Here is a 17,268-nt window from a genome sequence, read left to right as displayed (position 1 = left end):
TCGTCAGCAAATGATGGTGTTTTTATCAATTTCATAACACTAAAATAATCATTAACCAGCTAGTAATCAAATAATTATAAAATTATTTATACACATTTTGAAGAAATCTGCCTTGCAACGGTCTTAATATAATTGAAAAATCGAATTTTGATAATTAGCAGGTAGATTTTTGGGTGAGAAGTCATATAGTGATAAAATAAACTGCAAACTTAATGTACAAAAAAATACTATTGAATATTATTAAAGTATTTTTGTACACAAAAACCATTAATTAGTTAATTTTTTTTATATTTATGTTTTGTAAATTAATATGACAATTCCACTTACCGCTCTTAATGAAACTGAAAGACTTATCGCCTTAGATTCTTACAATATTATTGGATCAGAAGAAGAGCAAAATTTTGATGAATTGACCATGCTTGCTGCCGAAATTTGTCAAACAGATGTTGCTTTAGTTACGATTTTAGGACAAGAAAAACAGTGGTTCAAATCAAAATACGGTACAGAAGAAACTGAATCTCCTAGAGAGCTGGCATTTTGCACACATGCAATGATAGCTGGAGACGAAGTAATGGTTGTTAATGATGCCCGCATTGATACCCGCTTCTGCGATAATCCATTGGTTACTGGAGAATCTAAAGTTATTTTTTATGCCGGTGTACCGCTCATAAATCCAGAAGGCTATTCATTGGGCACAATTTGCGTCATAAATCATGAAGCAAAAACATTAACAGATAGACAAATTAAAGCGTTACAAATTTTGGCTAAACAGGTGCAACACCAGTTAGAATTAAGGCGTAAGGTAATAGAGTTAGAAAAAAGTAACGAAACTTTAAGCGAAGTAAATTCTTTTGTAGAAAAATTTGCGAAAAGAGTTGCGCATGATATTAAAAATCCGCTTTCGAGTATTATTATGTCTGCCGATTCATTACAGAAAAAATTGGTAAAAGAAGGCGATGAACGCTCGGTTAGGTTGGTAAATATTGCTTTAAGGTCGGCAAAAAATTTAATTACTTATATTGATGACATGCTTGATTATTCTAAAGCACCATCAATTTTATTGGCATCTCGTGATACATTTGAATTAAGCGACCTTTTAAAGCGGTTAATGCCAATGTTAAATATACCAGCTAAATTCAAATTTGAATCGCCAGAAAACTGCACTTTAAAATGTTCCAGAATTGCACTCGAGCAGATTTTATTAAATTTATTGAGTAATGCAATTAGGTATAACGATAAATCATCGCCCAAAATTGAGCTTGGATTTAAACAAGATCCAGATCAATATTATTTTACCGTTGCTGATAATGGAATTGGAATCGCGAAGAAGAATATTGATAAAATTTTTCAAGAAGGTTTTACACTTTCAGATCAGGATTGTTTAGGTAATAAAAGTAACGGAGTGGGGTTAGATTCTGTGAGGAGTTTAATTAAAAGGCTTCATGGTAAAATTCACGTAGAATCTGAAATCGGTTTAGGCACCAAAATTTCGTTCAGTATTGCTAAGTAATTTTTAAGCTTTTGCGTAAATGGCAACTCTGTTTACAAAATCATCAATATCAAAAGGTTTCGGAATAAAATCTTCTGCCTTGCAATTCGTTTTTACATCTGTCGCACTGTAATTTGCACTCATCATTAAAATTGGAATATTTTTAGTTTTGCCATCAACTTTTAAAGCGTTACAAACATCAATTCCATTTCCATCAGGCAACATCACATCCAATAAAAAAACGTCGGGTAAAATGTTGTAACTTCTTTTAAAAAAACTATCCACCGTAGCGAAAGCAAACACCTCGTAGTGGGCATCTTCCAAAATTAAACTTATAATTTCCCTTATATCGTCGTTATCTTCCAAAACACATATCCGCTTTCTCATATCCTATTTTCTTGCCCTTATTATTAAATCTTAATGGTACTATAACTAATTCAATATCAAAATGTTTCAATATTTTTGAAATTATAGCTGTTTAGAATAATGTTTTTGTAGATGAACAGAAAATAGAACCTTATTTACATTCGATTGAGTGCCCGTATCCAGTTGCATTTTGAGGCGATAAAAATGGAATACCTAAATCTGCTGATCTTAAAATAAACAATACACCCATAAAAAGCATAAAATAAGGAATGAGCTTATTGGTGTTAAAACGGATGTACTTTTTAAGGTAAATGCCACCTAAAGAAATCATCAACATTAATGGCGCTGTGCCTAATCCAAACACAAACATAAACCCACCAGCAGTTTTAACGTCGCCTGTATTTAGTGCAGTAGCAAGTGCTAAATAAACCATCCCGCAGGGGATTATTCCATTTAACATACCCGCAAAAAAGCCCCAAAATGGGAGATTAAAAACTTTACCCATCAATTTACTAATGGGATTTAAAACCATATTTTGAATTTTGGAGTAGCCTTTTATATACTTTGAATTAAATTGTAATAGCGTGAAAATGATTAACAAAACGCCTACACTCGCGCTTAATACTTTTTGGTTGGTAAAAACGCCTATGCTTTTACCCACAAAACCCGCTAAAAAACCCAATACAGTGTAAACTGCAATTCGGCCAAATTGATATAGTAAGAGTTGCAACCCCGATTTGAGAAAATTACTTTTTTGAAAAGGCATACCCAGCATAATCGGACCGCACATTACTGCGCAGTGCAAGCTGCCAAACAAGCCCATCATAAAAGCTAAGGGTAAAAAATCCATTATAGCGAAATATTTTCTTTAAATAAATAGTCTTTTTCTTGAGATTGCCATTGTAGATTTAAAAACCACCTTCCTTTTGCCAATTTACTTTTATCAACTACAATTAAATTATTATCGCCAGCAGTTGTGCCATTAATTTTAACATCATCGGCACTGCTAGAAGGACGCATTAGCACCAACTTATACGTGCCTTTTTCTTTTAATTGGATAATAATTTGATTTGCTGTAACTGTTATTTTTGGCGATGCGTTATCTTTTATTACATTCTGCAGTGCGTTATAATCTGCATTATAATTGATACCTTTTTCGTAATAATTTTCCTCAATAAGTGGATCTTTATCGTGTACAGCAAACATATAAACAACCATAGCCGTAATAAACAGTATAAAGGCCAACATCCCCATTACAATCTTCGTTCCCCAGTTCATGTTTATTTATATTGCTAAGCTTAAAATTATTAAATTATTATTCTCCTCCGCCGGGTGGCGCAAAAAAACTACTTGTAGAATTGCTTAAAACTTTACCATCGGCAATTACTTCAAAAGCAACGTCTGTTTTATATTTTTTAATGGCGGTATTTTTACGAATTAAAAAGAATGTTAGGTGTGTTGAACCGAATTTTGGCAACACAACCGATTTTTCGATAAAACTAATTCCATCTGCATCACTTTGTGGCTTAAACGTAAATGTAATTGTTTTATTGGTTTTGTTGGTAAGCTCGGCGTTATACAGATTACTAGTACTATCCTTACCTCTTTGTTGGTAAAGTGTTCCGCTTGCCCTTAAAACAGTAGTTTCCACATCTTGCCTTTTATAAATTAGCGAAGAAAAAACCATCAAAACAACAAATAATACTGCGGCGTAGCCAAATGCTCTTGCGCTAAATTTAAAAGGTTTCCTATCGGTGAGGTAATCTTGTGTAAAAAATCCGATTAATTTTTTCGGCTTACCAATTTTAACCATCACCTCATCACAGGCATCAATACATGCGGTACAGTTTACGCATTCTAGTTGAGTTCCTTCTCTAATATCAATACCTGTTGGGCAAACCTGAACACATAAATTGCAATCTATACAATCGCCAATTGGCGCATCGAGCGCGTTTTTTTGAAGATGCCCACGAGGTTCTCCCCTTGTTACATCATACGCCACAATTAAACTTTGATTATCTAACAATACACCTTGAAGGCGACCGTATGGACAAATTACTGTACAAACAACTTCTCGCACGTAGGCAAAAACCCCGTAAAACACGAAGGTAAAAATCATTATCGATACGAAACCCGACACGTGCATGGATACAGGCTCGGTCATGATTTTAATCAGCGCTTCACTGCCAACAATGTATGCTAAAAACAAGTTAGCAATTGCAAAAGAAATTGATAGAAAAATAAGGTGTTTAACCGCTTTCTTAAAAACTTTCTCCGTATTCCATGGAGATGCATCCAATTTCTTCTGTTTGTTGGCGTCTCCCTCGATCCAATATTCAATTCTACGGAAAACAAGTTCCATAAAAATGGTTTGCGGACAAGCCCAACCGCACCACAGCCGACCTAAAATTACCGTAAAGCAAACAATGAACATGATAAAAATTAGCATGGCCAAAGCGAAAAGATAAAAATCTTGAGGTGTAAATATCAATCCGAAAAAAACAAACTTACGCTCTATAAAATTAAGCAGAACCAGTTGTTCGCCATTTAATTTTAAAAATGGCGAAACAATTAAAAGCAATAATAGCCCGTAACCAACCAACTGGCGATAGTTAAATAACTTACCAGAAGGTTTTTTAGGGTAAATAAAATTCTTAAATCTGTTTGTAATTTTGTTGCTTTTTTTCATCTTCTAACCTCACTAAATCTTCTACTAGCTATATGAAATAATTTTAAGGCGCTTTTTCTTCGTATTTTTCGCCTTGGTGTTCTTTTGCACCCGGAGGGTTTGTTCCAGCTTGAGAAAGAATATAATTCGCCACCGCACTAATCTGTTTAGGCGTTAGTGTTTTTTCCCAGCTTACCATTCCTTTTTCGGGCACACCGTATTTAATTGTTTTAAAAATATTGTGTATTCCACCACCGTGCAACCAATATTCATCAACCAAATCGGGGCCTATAATTCCTTGTAATTTATCGCCGTGGCAAACCTTGCAATTGGTATCAAAAATCGTTTTACCCTCGGCCAATACTGCAGCATCCTTATCAACCTTTACAGAAGTCTCATCAATGGCCGCGCCAGCTTTTGCTAAAAACGCTTTTTTCTCTATCTGCGCACTGGCCATTTCTTTTTCGTATTCTGTATCCTGACGATCGCCGTAGCCACCAACATGATAATAGAAAAGATAGCCTGCTGCAAATATAATACTGCCATAAAATAGCACATTAAACCAAGTAGGTACAGGATTATTTAATTCTTGAATACCATCATAAGCATGCTCAATAACCAAATCTTTTTCCTCCTCAATCGGTTTCAAACTTAAAAGCTTAATCCAAATTGATGGTTTTGATGGCCTTTTACCCAACCAAGCTTCATAATCTAAAGCCTTATGTTTTTCGGGGTTTAAGTAAGGTGTAGGATTAACCTGTTCGTTATAAATAACTTTAAATGCATTAAGCAGTGTTATTGCAACAAAAAGCATAATCACCACAAATAACAAAAGAAAAAGTATAAGCAGTTCTGAACTGCTTAAACTAAAACCTGGTGCTGGTGGAGTCGCCATTGGTGCAGGTGCCGCTTCTACAGCAAAAGCACTTATTGAGGCTAATAAAAATAAAATGGATAGTTTAATCTTCTTCATTAGTTTGAGCATTATTGTCTTGAAAAGGTAGTGAACTCATATTTTCTATGTGTTTTTTGTTCATTTTAAGTAAGTAAATACCAACGATGATAAAAAACACCAAAAACATAAGTAATGAGAAGGTTAGATAAACTTCGCCTCCAGCTAGATCTGTAATTTGTTTGAACATCTTTTTATTGGTTTGAAGGAATTTTTTCTTTATTCGCTTTAATATCTGTACCCATACGCTGTAAGTAAGCAATTACAGCTATAATTTCTCTATCACTTTTAACTTTAATGTTATTTTGTATTAAATCGAGCGCAATTTTCTCCGCTTGAATCTTTAAGTCTTCATTTACTTTTAAATCATATCCTGCAGGATAAGGAACACCCAAAGTTTGCATCGCTCTGATTTTGCTAGGCGTTGTACTTATATCTAGCTGTTGCTCTATTAACCAAGGGTAAGGAGGCATAATACTTCCTGGCGACATTGAAGTTGGATCCATCAAGTGGTTATAATGCCAAGAATCAGAATACTTTCCACCAATACGATGCAAATCTGGTCCGGTACGTTTACTGCCCCATAAAAATGGATGGTCATACACAAACTCACCAGCTTTACTGTATTCTCCGTAACGCTCGGTTTCCGAACGGAATGGGCGTACCGTTTGCGTGTGGCAATTCACACAACCTTCTCTAATGTATAAATCTCTACCTTGTAATTCTAAACCAGTGTATGGTTTAACACTTGCAATTGTAGGTACATTTGATTGTATGGTAAAAGTTGGCATCATTTCTACCACCCCACCTATTAAAATTACGATCAACGCAATAACCATAAAACGCATTGGTTTACGTTCTAACACACGGTGCCAAGCTTTATCGCCAGGTGCAGAATCATCAATAATTACAGGTAAAGGCATGGCTTCTGCTGATTCGTTTGCAACCAGTTTACCTTGTAACATCGTTTTGCCCAAGTTATATGCCATTGCAATTACACCCGTTAAATAAAGTGCACCACCTATTGCTCGCAGTACATGCATCGGTATAATTTGTAACGTTGTTGATAAAAAATTTGGATATTTTAACAAGCCTTCAGGGGTAAATTCTTTCCACATTAAGCCTTGTGTAAAACCAGCCCAATACATTGGTACTGCATAAAATAAAATACCTAAAGTGCCGATCCAGAAGTGAAAAGACGCCAATTTTTTAGAATATAATTCTGTTTTATAAATACGAGGGATTAACCAATACATTACACCGAACGTTAAAAAACCGTTCCATCCCAAAGCACCTACATGTACGTGCGCAATAATCCAATCGGTAAAGTGTGCAACGCCATTAATTTGTTTTAACGAAAGCATTGGGCCTTCGAAAGTTGCCATACCATAAGCGGTAAGTGCAACTACCATAAATTTCAATGTAACATCTTCACGTACTTTATCCCAAGCACCTCTTAAAGTTAACAAACCATTAATCATACCGCCCCAACTTGGTGCAATAAGCATGATTGAAAATGCAACACCTAACGATTGTGCCCAACCTGGCAACGAACTATATAATAAATGGTGAGGACCAGCCCAGATGTAAAGAAAGATTAACGACCAGAAGTGGAGAATACTTAATTTATAAGAATAAATTGGTCTATTTGCCATTTTTGGCAAGAAATAATACATTAATCCCAAATATGGGGTTGTTAAGAAAAATGCAACGGCATTATGTCCATACCACCATTGTACCAAAGCATCTTGGACACCTGCGTACACATAATAACTTTTCATAAAAGAAATTGGCAACTCAAAAGAGTTTACAATATGCAATACAGCAATAGTTACAAATGTTGCAATGTAAAACCAAATGGCAACATATAAGTGGCGTTCTCTCCGTTTGATAATGGTACCAAACATGTTTACACCAAAAATTACCCAAATAATGGTAATTGCAATATCAATTGGCCATTCTAATTCTGCGTATTCATGCGAAGTGGTAAAACCCAACGGAAGCGTAATTACTGCAGATACAATAATAAGCTGCCAGCCCCAAAAGTGAATTTTACTCAAAACATCGCTAAACATTCTAGCTTTTAGCAAACGTTGTAATGAATAATACACGCCCATAAATATGGCATTTCCTACAAAAGCAAAAATTACCGCATTGGTGTGTAACGGTCTAATACGTCCGAAAGTGGTATATTGACTGCCCATATTCATAATGGGTTTAAACAATTGGGTTGCTATGAGCAAACCAACAGTCATACCAATAATGCCCCAAACTAAGGTAGCTATACCAAAGTCTCGAACAATTTTGTTATCATAACTAAATTTTTCTAACTGCATATTGAAAAGGAATTTTTGAATGTATTGTGGGTCAAATATATTTTGATTAAGGAAATTAAAGGATGATGTTTCTTAGTTAGAAAAGTGATCTTCTTCACTTTTTTCTGGAGAAACCTCATCATCAAAGAGCATGCGCATACCCGGTGTGTGCACATCATCATTCTGACCGTTTTTATAGGACCAAATAAATGCCCCTAAAAATATGAGGGCCATAAAAACACTGCAGCCTATTAAGAAGTAGAGTATATTCATAACAATTTATTTTTTTTTGCAAACCATCTTGTTGCTAATGTAGTGAAACTTATTATGGTTACCGTACTAATGGGCATAAGAACAGCTGCTACCAATGGATACAGTGTGCCTTGCACCGCATAAAAAATACCCACGCAATTGTAAGCAATGGCAATGGCGAAACTAATTTTGATAATTTTTAATCCATCTTTACTCAATTGTATAAAATTTGGGAGTAAATTCAATTCATCACCTTTAAGTATCGCATCGCAACCTGGCGTAAAATTATTGATGTTATCTGTTAGTGCGATCCCAAAATCGCTCTGCTTTAAAGCGCCGGCATCATTTAAACCATCGCCAAGCATTAACACATTATTTTGTGCTTTTTGAAGCAATAAAACGGCTTCTAGTTTTTGAAGTGGCGATTGTTTAAATTTAATATGTGTCGATTTAGAAAAGATAACCTTCAACACTGAATGATCTTTATCGCTATCGCCCGATAATACCAGAAGTTTAAATTTTGAAAGATTGATCATCAACTTGGCTAGGCCCGATCTCCACTCCTGCTTAATTTCGAAATAGCCTTTGTAAACATTATCGATAGCGATGTGAACACCAGTTTCATGGCCAACCCCTAAACCAATTGGCAACATAGATGTGTGGCCGGCATAAATAACCCTATCATTAACTTCTGCGCGTAAACCTTTTCCTATTACTTCTTTATAATTAGAAATTTCGTAAAAATGATCAACGTTTAAAGCTTTTAAAATATGCCTGCTTAATGGATGTGTGGAATTTCTGAGCAACGAAGCCACAATACGATTTTCCTCATCGCTTAACACGCCACTAAAATGAATAGAAGCACCTTCACTACTTGTTAGCGTTCCTGTTTTATCAAAAATAATAGTATCGCATTTTGCCAAAGCTTCTACCGCATCGGTATTTTTAACATAAAAACCTTTTTTATCAAAAATTGATAAAATGGCCGAAAGCGTAAAAGGCGTACTTAAAGCGAGTACACACGGGCAAGCCACAATAATTACCGCTGTAAATGCCGACCATGCTTTATGGCTATCGTTTTGAAATAACCAAAAAGCCGTTGCACAGAAAGCGACAAAAAACACAACCAAGCTAAAATATTTGGCCACACTATCGTTAAAATTTTGTTGTTCGGCGTGCTCTTTATAATTTTCGCTGTTCCATAAACCGGTTAAATAACTTTGAGAAACGGGTTTAATAACCTCCAATTCTATCGCCTCGGTAGTTTGTTTACCACCTGCATAAATAATTTCGCCCAACACTTTGTGTACAGGTTCCGATTCGCCGGTTACAAAACTCATGTCCATCCAAGCATCGCCTTTCATCAAAATTGCATCTGCGGGCACCAATTCGCCGTTTCTAATCCACAATCGATCACCTATTTTAATGTCGTTTATGGCAATTGGTTTTTCAACGCCATCAATAAGTGCAGTTGCAGCAATTGGGAAATAAGATCTGTAATCCCGATCGAAAGAAATATGGTGGTACGTACGTTGCTTTAACCATTTTCCCAATAATAGCAAAAATACCAATCCAGTTAGGGTATCGGCAAAACCAGGACCCAAATTAAATACCACTTCAACCGCAGTGCGGATAAACAAAACCGCAATAATTAGCGCTAAAGGCGTATCCAAATTGATGTGTTTATGTTTTAAACTGTTTATGGCCGAAATAAAGTAATCGCGACCGCAGTAAAAAGCTGCAGGAATGGAAAATGCTAAATTTAACCAACCAAATAAATACTGAAACTGCTTTTCGAAACTAGAAAGTCCAAAATATTCTGGAAAACTGAAAAGCATTACATTGCCCATTAAAAACCCAGCAACGGCAATTTTTAAAATCAAAGCCTTATCTACAGCACTTTTGTGTTCTTTAACTACATCTTGCAAATTTATTGCAGGCTCATAACCAATGTGATTTAAGGTTTCGACCAATTGTTTTAATGAAATTTCTTCGTGGTTAAAACTGATGGTAACCTGTTTTTTCAAAAAATCAATTCTCGAACTAAAAATCGCAGGGTTTATTTTATACAGATGCTCTAACAACCAAATACAAGAACTGCAATGAATAGCCGGAACATAAAATGTGATAATACTGGTATTATCTTGTTTATAATCGAGCAGTTGATTAATTATTTTTGGCTCATCTAAATACTCCAACCTGCCATCCGACTGGAGTTGTTTACCCGGATTTGCATTATAAACATAATAATTGCAGAGGTTATTTTCGGATAGAATTTTATAAACACCCAAGCAACCTGCGCAGCAAAAATCTTTATTATCTACCTGATATTTCACTTTTGGTAAATCTGCACCACAGTGATAGCAAAGCAATTCGGTAGTTGTTTTATGTTGATCCTGCATTGTTAATTAATTAAACAGCCGAACTAAATAATTGGGTTTGGGGTTGTTTCAACCATAATTTCTCATCAAAAACCATACATACATTTCTTAAAAATGATTTCCCTATTTCTGTAATATCCACCCTAAAATCGTCAAAAACGATTAATTTATCTGCTAAAAGTGGTTCTAATCTACTCTTTATATGTTTAGGAATACCATTTTTATAAACAGTATGTGCTCTACACATCAAGTTTAAGATATGTTCTCTTATTTCCAAGTCGTTTTCTGTAAGGATATGCCCTTTCTCTACCGGTAAAATTCCGTTTTCTACTTTATCGATGTACGTTTCTACAACCTTGCTGTTTTGCGCAAAAGCATTCCAGCTATCGCTGATAGCAGATACACCCAAACCGAGCAATAAATGCGTATGTTGATCGGTGTAGCCCATAAAATTACGATGCAGCTTTTGTTCGGCACTTGCTAAATACAAAGAATCACTTTTTAAAGCGAAATGATCCATACCCACATCTTCATAACCGGCATCAATAAACAATTGTCTGCCTAATTTATAAAGCGCAAATTTTTCATTGCCTACCGGGATATCCTTTTCGCTGTAATGGCGCTGACCCGCTTTTAACCAAGGCACATGTGCATAACTGTAATACGCAATTCTATCGGGTTGCAACAGAATAGATTGCGCAATCGTTTTGCCCAAATTAGTTAGGTTTTGACCCGGCAAACCATAAATTAAATCGAAATTTATAGAAGTGTAACCTATTCTTCTGGCTTCTTTAACCACTTCATCTACCTGTTCTGGCGTTTGAAAACGGTTAATTAAAAACTGTACATGTGGGTCAAAATCTTGAATACCTAAACTTAAGCGTTTAAAACCTAGGCTATACAAAACAGATAAATGTGCAGCGGTTGTATTGGCCGGATGGGCTTCAAAAGAAAATTCTGCATCAGAAACCATTTCTGCATGCGCAGTGATGCCGTTTATTAAAATTTCTAAATTCTCAGCACTAAAAAAAGTTGGTGTTCCGCCACCTAAATGGAGTTCTTTTAATTTAGGTTTTTCGCCCAAAATAGCAATGTACATGGCCCATTCTTTAAGCACCGCTTGAATGTAAGGTTTTTCTACCCCGTGGTTTTTGGTAATTCGCTTATTACAGCCACAATAAGTACACAAATTTTCGCAAAATGGAAGATGGATGTACAAACTTATGCCTTCGCTTTTATGGGCGACATACGTTTTTTTAAAATTTTCTAGCCAATCCTCCTTGGTAAATAATTCATTATCCCAATAGGGAACTGTTGGGTAACTGGTGTAACGTGGCGCTACAACATTATATTTTTCTAAAAGAGTTTCTGTATCCATTATTTAACTTTTTTAACAGGAGCACACTCTTTTCTACAACAGCAAGCAGTGCCCAAACATTTCCCCGCAGCCCATTGATCTAAATTTCTAATAACCTGATCCATTCGTTGCTTCGGATTAAAATCTATAGAACCTAAGGGCACATTGGCAACTTTTATCCCTAACAAATCGGCTACTTGTAAATCTAAATGACTGGTTTCGATAGATGAAGTGGCAATGTACTTTATACCTAAATCCCGCAATCCAGTTAGTAACTCATTACTTAACACATCATTATTAAAAACCAACAGTGCTTCTTTTCCAGTCGCAAATGGAATGGTATCGGCCGTTAAACTATTTGCAATGATGGTAATATCATGCTTTTTATAGTTCGCCAAAACCAACCACTCTTTTTCATTTGGTTTTATGTTATAAGCAATTGCTTTCATTTAGTAATCTTTTTAGCTTTTTAATGGTATTTATTATAATTAGAATTTTAGATCTACTAACCTTCTTTCCAATACGGAATTATCATAAATGGTTTAACTACAAAAATACACGGCGAAGAGAATCAGCGAGATGAGAATGCTTAGTATTAAAAATGATTGTGGTTATATTTTGGCGCTTGGCGTTAGGTTGAGGCTGAGGACGAGGTTGAGACTGAGGTTGAGGTTGAGGCTGAGGTTGAGGACGAGGTTGAGACTGAGAACGAGGTTGAGGCTGAGACCGATATTGAAAGTCAATTTTTTTTAGAGACGAAATCAACTTACAGCAAAAAGATATTTGGGCACCAAACAATAATAGTTATGAAAAATTGCATTATTAGAAAGTTGCTTAAAGATGTAATTGGATTAGATTTCATCAATAACTCCAAAAACAATCCTACTTCTAAAATTCAATAATTTAACCCTATTGCTTAATATTCCTCAATTTTTCGATAGATAAAATATTGATTGCATTACCCGTTTTATCGATCAATTTCTCTTCTTTAAAATCGGCCAGCATACGGCTTACGGTTTCGCTTGCTGTGCCTACAAGCGCTGCTAAATCATCTCTCGAAATTTTGATGGTGCAAGTATCAGATGTTTCGGTTGCAAACTTATCCGCCACATGCAATAAAGCTTCAGCAACACGCTTCCTTACCGATGAATAGGCCAACTCGAGCATTTGCTTGCCCTTATCGCGAACATTGTGCGTTAACAGGTTAATAAATGTTTTGGATACAGCCTGATGATTTAACAAGAAATCGACAAAATCGCTTTTGGGAATATGGATAATTTCAGATTCTAAAAGTGTGGCGGCGTTATCGGCATAATTTTCGTTACTGCACAAACTTTCGTAGCCAAAAAAATCGCCATCGTGGTAAAGATTAGATGAAAGTTCTCGTCCATCTTTAAAACGTTTATAAGTTTTAACCTGCCCCTTTATCAAGTAATAAAGATGCGTAGGTTCATCCCCCTCTACATAAATAATTTGTTTATTGGCAATAGTTTTAGCCTTACCTTTTTTCCGGAGATCATCCATCACCGCTTCGGTATTGGCTACAGAACTGCTAAAACCGGTTAATTGTTGCTTCTTTTTAAAACGGCTTTCAATCGCTTTAAAAAGTTCAACATCATCAAAAGGCTTAGTTAAATAATCATCGGCACCCATTTCCATGCCCTTTCTCATATCGGCACGTTCGGTTTTTGCTGTAATAAAAATAAAAGGAATGTTTGCCGTTGCAGGGTTTTTATGTAACAGATACAACACACCGTAACCATCCAACTCGGGCATCATAATATCGCAGAGAATTACGTCGGGCAGGTGCTTTGTTGCCATATCTACGCCAATTTTACCGTGTTTAGCCGTAAAAGTTTCGTAACCTGCCAAATCTAAAACTTCAGCAGTACTTTCTCTAATATCGTCGTTATCTTCAATGATTAATACCTTCTTATTCATGCGATGATTTTATATTCGAAATATATTATTCCGTTATTTTGAAAACGAGCGTAAAAACTGTACCCGAATTAAGTTTACTTTCACAACTTACCGTTCCATTCATTAAACCTACATACCTTTTTACAATATTTAGCCCAAGCCCCGTACCCGGGATATCGCCAGTGTTGTGCGCCCTAAAAAATGGCTCGAACAAATTACTTTGATCCATTTCGGGTATTCCGATTCCATTATCGCTCACTTCAATTTTTAGTTCATCACTATTTAAAAATGTATTAAATTGAATCAGCGTGTCTTCACCAGAATACTTTATCGAATTTGAAACCAAATTAATGATGCAGTTCCGCAATAGGTTAGCATCTAAACAAACCTCGGCGCTTGTGCCCGTATGCTCATAAATAATATGTTGGTTTTGCTTGGTCATGAGTTGCATTTCCTCTGCAATTTCTTCGGCAAAGCTTACTACATTAAAACGCAAAGCGGATGCTTCTACTTTACCTGCCTCCAATTTTTCTAACGATAGGAAGTCATTTAAAATTGTAGTGAGGTTATTGATTGAGTTTTTGATTTTCAATGTGTGCTTTTCAACACTGGCAACATCATTTTTTGAAGTATATTTATCAATTAGCGAGGCGGATAATTGCATCGAACTTAATGGCGTTCTAAACTCATGCGAAGCCATAGATACAAATCTAGTTTTCAGCTGGTTGAGCTCTTTCTCCTTATTAAATAGCGCGTGCATGTTTTCTTTGGCCATTTCTAGCTCTGAAACCAATTTTACCAAATCTTGGGTACGTTCTTTAATCTTAACTTCGAGCTTTTCTGTATAGCTTTTAATCTGCTCTTCGTTGGCTCTTTCTTTGGTTAAATCGTGAATAAAGCCAGTGTAAATTTTGCGGTCGGAGAATTTAATTTCACTCACTCCCAATCTGAAAGGAAAAATACTGCCATCTTTCCTTAATCCATCTACTTCCCTCCCAACACCAATAATATTTTTACGGCCAGTTACTTCATAATTTGCCAAATAACCATCGTGCGCAGATTTATGAGGTTCGGGCATTAAAACAGAAACATTTTTGCCCACCAGTTCTCCTCGGTTATAACCAAACAACTCTAACGCTGCCGGATTCAAATGTTCAATAATACCTTTATCATCAATGGTAATAATTCCATCAATGGCATTTTCTATAATCGCATCTAAAAACTTGGATCTGTCCATTTACTATCTGTTAAAAACAAATATAGGCTTTATGATTTAAAACGAAAATGTACTAATCGATAATGATGCTATCTAACTTCACTTTAGAAATCGCTAATTGGTCATATAAATCCTTTACCTGCACCGAAGCATGATCGGCAACCTCATTAAATAATTGCTTGTAATAATTCACACCTTCTGTTAACTGAAATTTAAAATTATTGAGTTGCTTCTTCTTCTTATCGTTAAAATTTTGGAGGTGTTGTTGCAATTCATTCTGAAGATAATCGATGTATAAATTAAGTTCTTTAATGAAAAAATGTGGACGTTCAATTTTGGTTAACAAATCAACTTTACCATAAATATGGCCTACCATTTCATCAAAAGAATAAACTTTAGAAAAATAGGCCAAGTTTGGTCCCGGACAAATAGCAACTGCTTTATTCTCTTTTGGTTTACTAATGTTATATTTAATATAGGTTGCAGATGTTAAACCCTCGCATAGGCAAACCTTTTCTACCACGGCATTGTATTGTTTTTCGTACTCTTGCTCGGTAAGTTCGGCAGCTTTTAAACTTTTAATTTTTTTATGCTGATATTCTCTAGAAGCTGTACAAATTGGTGCGGTTGTAAATTCGGTATTGCTTACCAAATATTTTTTGGTACAAGGACTCCCTGGCCTGCCTTGTTCAATCCTTTTTAAGCGAAGCGCATCAATACTACTGTTTTTAAAATTGTTAAACTGTATGCCCAAAGGCGATGAACCACTCAAATAAAAATCACTTTCTTTAGAAAATGTTAGCTGTTTTAAAGTTGCATTATCTACATTGGTTACCTCTGGTACTAAAAGAAAAGGACTGCCCCAACCCGCAGCATCCAACTGATAATGGTTTAACAAAAACTCATGTTCTGCCGCTGTTCCTATGCCACCTTGTACGCTAATCCGTTGTGCTGGCTTATTAGTTAAAGATATTCCTTTTTGAGTTAAAGCCGATTGATAAATACCAAAAAGCTCAACCAACATGTCTTTCTTTTTCACCTTAAACTCCTCTAAAATAGGCCCTAATAAATAGCCTTCAGTGGCAAAAGCATGTCCGCCACAATTTAAGCCCGATTCTATTCTAAACTCCGAAACCCACAACCCTTTTTTGGCTAAAAACTTAGCTTGAATTAAAGCCGATCTAAAATCGCTCACTTTAAGGATGATTTTCTTGTTCAATTCGGCGTCTTTGTTGGGTAAAAAATCTTCGAAACTTTCTATATAACTGTATAAACGCGGGTTCATTCCAGCCGAAAGAATTACCGAAGAATGTAAATTACTTTCAGCGAAGCCACGTAACGCAGCAAGTGCATCGGTGTTCATATCGCCCGTATATTCATCATTTACAAAATTCATTTTATCTACTTTGGCCATAATATTTACATCTACAGCGCCCAGTTTCATCCCTTTGCGTAAAATATCCTGAAATATTTTTTTGCTATCTCCTTCGGGATAATCCATCATTAATTCATAACCGGCTTTTAGCTTTGATGATTCGGGCAAAAGCTCGAAATAACGGCATATATCGTTTCCTTTAATAAATTCTTGCTGGCGAAGCAGTTCAAACTGTGTGGTAATTTCTGTGGATAAGAAATTGAGATACGCCGTAATTCTTTTCGATCTACTATCTGTTTCTATTTTTGAAATACTATTAAAAACACGTCCGTTTTGATTAGAATGGTATTCCCTCATGCGTTCTACTAATTCATCGTCAACGATAGATAATACAGATGAAACACCGTATTTCGACACTTTTAAAGGCGTATCAATAGAATAACCTAAGCCAAGAACGGGGATATGGAAAGTATGCGACATAAAATATTTTTTTTATGTACAAACCTATTTATTACGCTTAAAAGAGATTGAAATAGTGCTCACATTAAAAAATGAGAATAATCACTTTGTAAATATTTGAATTAGTGTTTTGGCTACTGGAGCGCCTGAATTAAAGTTTTTATTCTAATTGCCTTTTCGAAATGGTTTAATTTTTCAGTTTCTATCCACCAAGTGGCAACCTCCATTAAAGTTTTAGGATCATCGTTTGTATTGCTGAAGAAGGCATAAAATGATAAGCCGACGTTTATACCTTTCTTTTCGATTTTTTCATCGCAAATTTTAATGATTTTGGCTTTTAATTGGGGGTTCATTAGCGTGAGTTTTTATTCGATTTTTTCTAAGGCGGATTTGGAATGTGAAAGATCGATAAAGTTTGTTAAAGTTAAAAATCACACCCTTCGTGGGAAGAAAATACTACAATATTAAGTAGTGCAAAAATGGACCAGATTTCTCCTCGTGAAAAACTCGTTCGCCTG

The 17,268-nt window shown here is 35.5% G+C and carries 16 protein-coding genes; 1 reads left to right on the top strand and 15 read right to left on the bottom strand.

The window, feature by feature from the left end; genetic code table 11:
• Nucleotides 1–310: 310 nt before the first annotated feature.
• Nucleotides 311–1,510: a sensor histidine kinase gene (locus tag EZJ43_RS09050; protein WP_133262370.1), complete on the top strand. Its 1,200-nt coding sequence runs from the start codon at nt 311–313 to the stop codon at nt 1,508–1,510.
• 3 nt (nt 1,511–1,513) lie between these two features.
• On the opposite strand, the gene EZJ43_RS09045 is transcribed toward EZJ43_RS09050, so the two are convergent.
• The 15 genes from EZJ43_RS09045 to EZJ43_RS08975 all read right to left on the bottom strand — a co-directional run bounded on the left by EZJ43_RS09045 (nt 1,514) and on the right by EZJ43_RS08975 (nt 17,103).
• Nucleotides 1,514–1,876, bottom strand: coding sequence for a response regulator transcription factor (locus tag EZJ43_RS09045; RefSeq protein ID WP_133262369.1), 363 nt, complete (start codon nt 1,874–1,876; stop codon nt 1,514–1,516).
• A gap of 130 nt (nt 1,877–2,006) precedes the next feature.
• Entirely contained in the window at nt 2,007–2,705 is a 699-nt protein-coding gene (locus tag EZJ43_RS09040) for a sulfite exporter TauE/SafE family protein (protein WP_133262368.1), read from the bottom strand.
• Nucleotides 2,705–3,133, bottom strand: a complete 429-nt coding sequence (locus EZJ43_RS09035; protein WP_133262367.1) for a FixH family protein — start codon at nt 3,131–3,133, stop codon at nt 2,705–2,707. Before EZJ43_RS09035 ends, EZJ43_RS09040 begins: the two co-directional genes overlap by 1 nt.
• Before the next feature lie 37 nt (nt 3,134–3,170).
• Complete coding sequence (gene ccoG, locus EZJ43_RS09030; RefSeq protein WP_133262366.1) at nt 3,171–4,544, bottom strand: cytochrome c oxidase accessory protein CcoG; 1,374 nt, start codon at nt 4,542–4,544, stop codon at nt 3,171–3,173.
• Between the two features lie 43 nt (nt 4,545–4,587).
• Nucleotides 4,588–5,496 carry a cbb3-type cytochrome c oxidase N-terminal domain-containing protein gene (locus EZJ43_RS09025; protein WP_243718069.1) on the bottom strand — a complete coding sequence of 303 codons (909 nt, stop codon included), beginning with the start codon at nt 5,494–5,496 and terminating at the stop codon, nt 4,588–4,590.
• Complete coding sequence (locus EZJ43_RS09020; protein WP_133262365.1) at nt 5,483–5,665, bottom strand: CcoQ/FixQ family Cbb3-type cytochrome c oxidase assembly chaperone; 183 nt, start codon at nt 5,663–5,665, stop codon at nt 5,483–5,485. The genes EZJ43_RS09025 and EZJ43_RS09020 overlap by 14 nt, the downstream gene beginning before the upstream one ends.
• A gap of 4 nt (nt 5,666–5,669) precedes the next feature.
• A complete protein-coding gene (ccoN, locus tag EZJ43_RS09015; RefSeq protein ID WP_133262364.1) occupies nt 5,670–7,811 on the bottom strand; it encodes a cytochrome-c oxidase, cbb3-type subunit I in 2,142 nt (713 codons plus the stop codon).
• A gap of 72 nt (nt 7,812–7,883) precedes the next feature.
• Nucleotides 7,884–8,063, bottom strand: a complete 180-nt coding sequence (ccoS, locus tag EZJ43_RS09010) for a cbb3-type cytochrome oxidase assembly protein CcoS (RefSeq protein ID WP_133262363.1) — start codon at nt 8,061–8,063, stop codon at nt 7,884–7,886.
• The gene (locus tag EZJ43_RS09005) at nt 8,060–10,444 is read right to left on the bottom strand and encodes a heavy metal translocating P-type ATPase (protein ID WP_133262362.1); all 2,385 of its coding nucleotides are present in this window, start codon (nt 10,442–10,444) and stop codon (nt 8,060–8,062) included. The genes ccoS and EZJ43_RS09005 overlap by 4 nt, the downstream gene beginning before the upstream one ends.
• 10 nt (nt 10,445–10,454) lie before the next feature.
• Nucleotides 10,455–11,801, bottom strand: coding sequence for an oxygen-independent coproporphyrinogen III oxidase (gene hemN, locus EZJ43_RS09000; protein ID WP_133262361.1), 1,347 nt, complete (start codon nt 11,799–11,801; stop codon nt 10,455–10,457).
• On the bottom strand, nt 11,801–12,229 hold the full coding sequence (locus EZJ43_RS08995; RefSeq protein WP_133262360.1) for a Rossmann-fold NAD(P)-binding domain-containing protein: 429 nt from the start codon (nt 12,227–12,229) through the stop codon (nt 11,801–11,803). Before EZJ43_RS08995 ends, hemN begins: the two co-directional genes overlap by 1 nt.
• A gap of 460 nt (nt 12,230–12,689) precedes the next feature.
• Complete coding sequence (locus tag EZJ43_RS08990; protein WP_133262359.1) at nt 12,690–13,721, bottom strand: response regulator; 1,032 nt, start codon at nt 13,719–13,721, stop codon at nt 12,690–12,692.
• 25 nt (nt 13,722–13,746) lie between these two features.
• The gene (locus tag EZJ43_RS08985) at nt 13,747–14,937 is read right to left on the bottom strand and encodes a PAS domain-containing sensor histidine kinase (protein WP_133262358.1); all 1,191 of its coding nucleotides are present in this window, start codon (nt 14,935–14,937) and stop codon (nt 13,747–13,749) included.
• Nucleotides 14,938–14,989: 52 nt separating this feature from the next.
• Nucleotides 14,990–16,771 (bottom strand): hypothetical protein, encoded by a 1,782-nt coding sequence (locus tag EZJ43_RS08980; protein ID WP_133262357.1) that lies wholly within the window; start codon nt 16,769–16,771, stop codon nt 14,990–14,992.
• A 113-nt stretch (nt 16,772–16,884) separates the two neighbouring features.
• On the bottom strand, nt 16,885–17,103 hold the full coding sequence (locus tag EZJ43_RS08975; protein WP_133262356.1) for a DUF6500 family protein: 219 nt from the start codon (nt 17,101–17,103) through the stop codon (nt 16,885–16,887).
• Nucleotides 17,104–17,268 lie beyond the last annotated feature (165 nt).

This window comes from Pedobacter changchengzhani (assembly GCF_004354365.1).
Taxonomy (GTDB): Bacteria; Bacteroidota; Bacteroidia; order Sphingobacteriales; family Sphingobacteriaceae; genus Pedobacter; species Pedobacter changchengzhani.
This window is presented reverse-complemented; position numbering and strand designations above follow the sequence as displayed.

What these genes read in the sequence shown, in the direction of transcription:
- EZJ43_RS09050 (WP_133262370.1), top strand. Translation starts at nt 311, where the DNA reads ATGACAATTCCACTTACCGCTCTTAATGAAACTGAAAGACTTATCGCC.
- EZJ43_RS09045 (WP_133262369.1), bottom strand. Translation starts at nt 1,876, where the DNA reads ATGAGAAAGCGGATATGTGTTTTGGAAGATAACGACGATATAAGGGAA.
- EZJ43_RS09040 (WP_133262368.1), bottom strand. Translation starts at nt 2,705, where the DNA reads ATGGATTTTTTACCCTTAGCTTTTATGATGGGCTTGTTTGGCAGCTTG.
- EZJ43_RS09035 (WP_133262367.1), bottom strand. Translation starts at nt 3,133, where the DNA reads ATGAACTGGGGAACGAAGATTGTAATGGGGATGTTGGCCTTTATACTG.
- ccoG (WP_133262366.1), bottom strand. Translation starts at nt 4,544, where the DNA reads ATGAAAAAAAGCAACAAAATTACAAACAGATTTAAGAATTTTATTTAC.
- EZJ43_RS09025 (WP_243718069.1), bottom strand. Translation starts at nt 5,496, where the DNA reads ATGAAGAAGATTAAACTATCCATTTTATTTTTATTAGCCTCAATAAGT.
- EZJ43_RS09020 (WP_133262365.1), bottom strand. Translation starts at nt 5,665, where the DNA reads ATGTTCAAACAAATTACAGATCTAGCTGGAGGCGAAGTTTATCTAACC.
- ccoN (WP_133262364.1), bottom strand. Translation starts at nt 7,811, where the DNA reads ATGCAGTTAGAAAAATTTAGTTATGATAACAAAATTGTTCGAGACTTT.
- ccoS (WP_133262363.1), bottom strand. Translation starts at nt 8,063, where the DNA reads ATGAATATACTCTACTTCTTAATAGGCTGCAGTGTTTTTATGGCCCTC.
- EZJ43_RS09005 (WP_133262362.1), bottom strand. Translation starts at nt 10,444, where the DNA reads ATGCAGGATCAACATAAAACAACTACCGAATTGCTTTGCTATCACTGT.
- hemN (WP_133262361.1), bottom strand. Translation starts at nt 11,801, where the DNA reads ATGGATACAGAAACTCTTTTAGAAAAATATAATGTTGTAGCGCCACGT.
- EZJ43_RS08995 (WP_133262360.1), bottom strand. Translation starts at nt 12,229, where the DNA reads ATGAAAGCAATTGCTTATAACATAAAACCAAATGAAAAAGAGTGGTTG.
- EZJ43_RS08990 (WP_133262359.1), bottom strand. Translation starts at nt 13,721, where the DNA reads ATGAATAAGAAGGTATTAATCATTGAAGATAACGACGATATTAGAGAA.
- EZJ43_RS08985 (WP_133262358.1), bottom strand. Translation starts at nt 14,937, where the DNA reads ATGGACAGATCCAAGTTTTTAGATGCGATTATAGAAAATGCCATTGAT.
- EZJ43_RS08980 (WP_133262357.1), bottom strand. Translation starts at nt 16,771, where the DNA reads ATGTCGCATACTTTCCATATCCCCGTTCTTGGCTTAGGTTATTCTATT.
- EZJ43_RS08975 (WP_133262356.1), bottom strand. Translation starts at nt 17,103, where the DNA reads ATGAACCCCCAATTAAAAGCCAAAATCATTAAAATTTGCGATGAAAAA.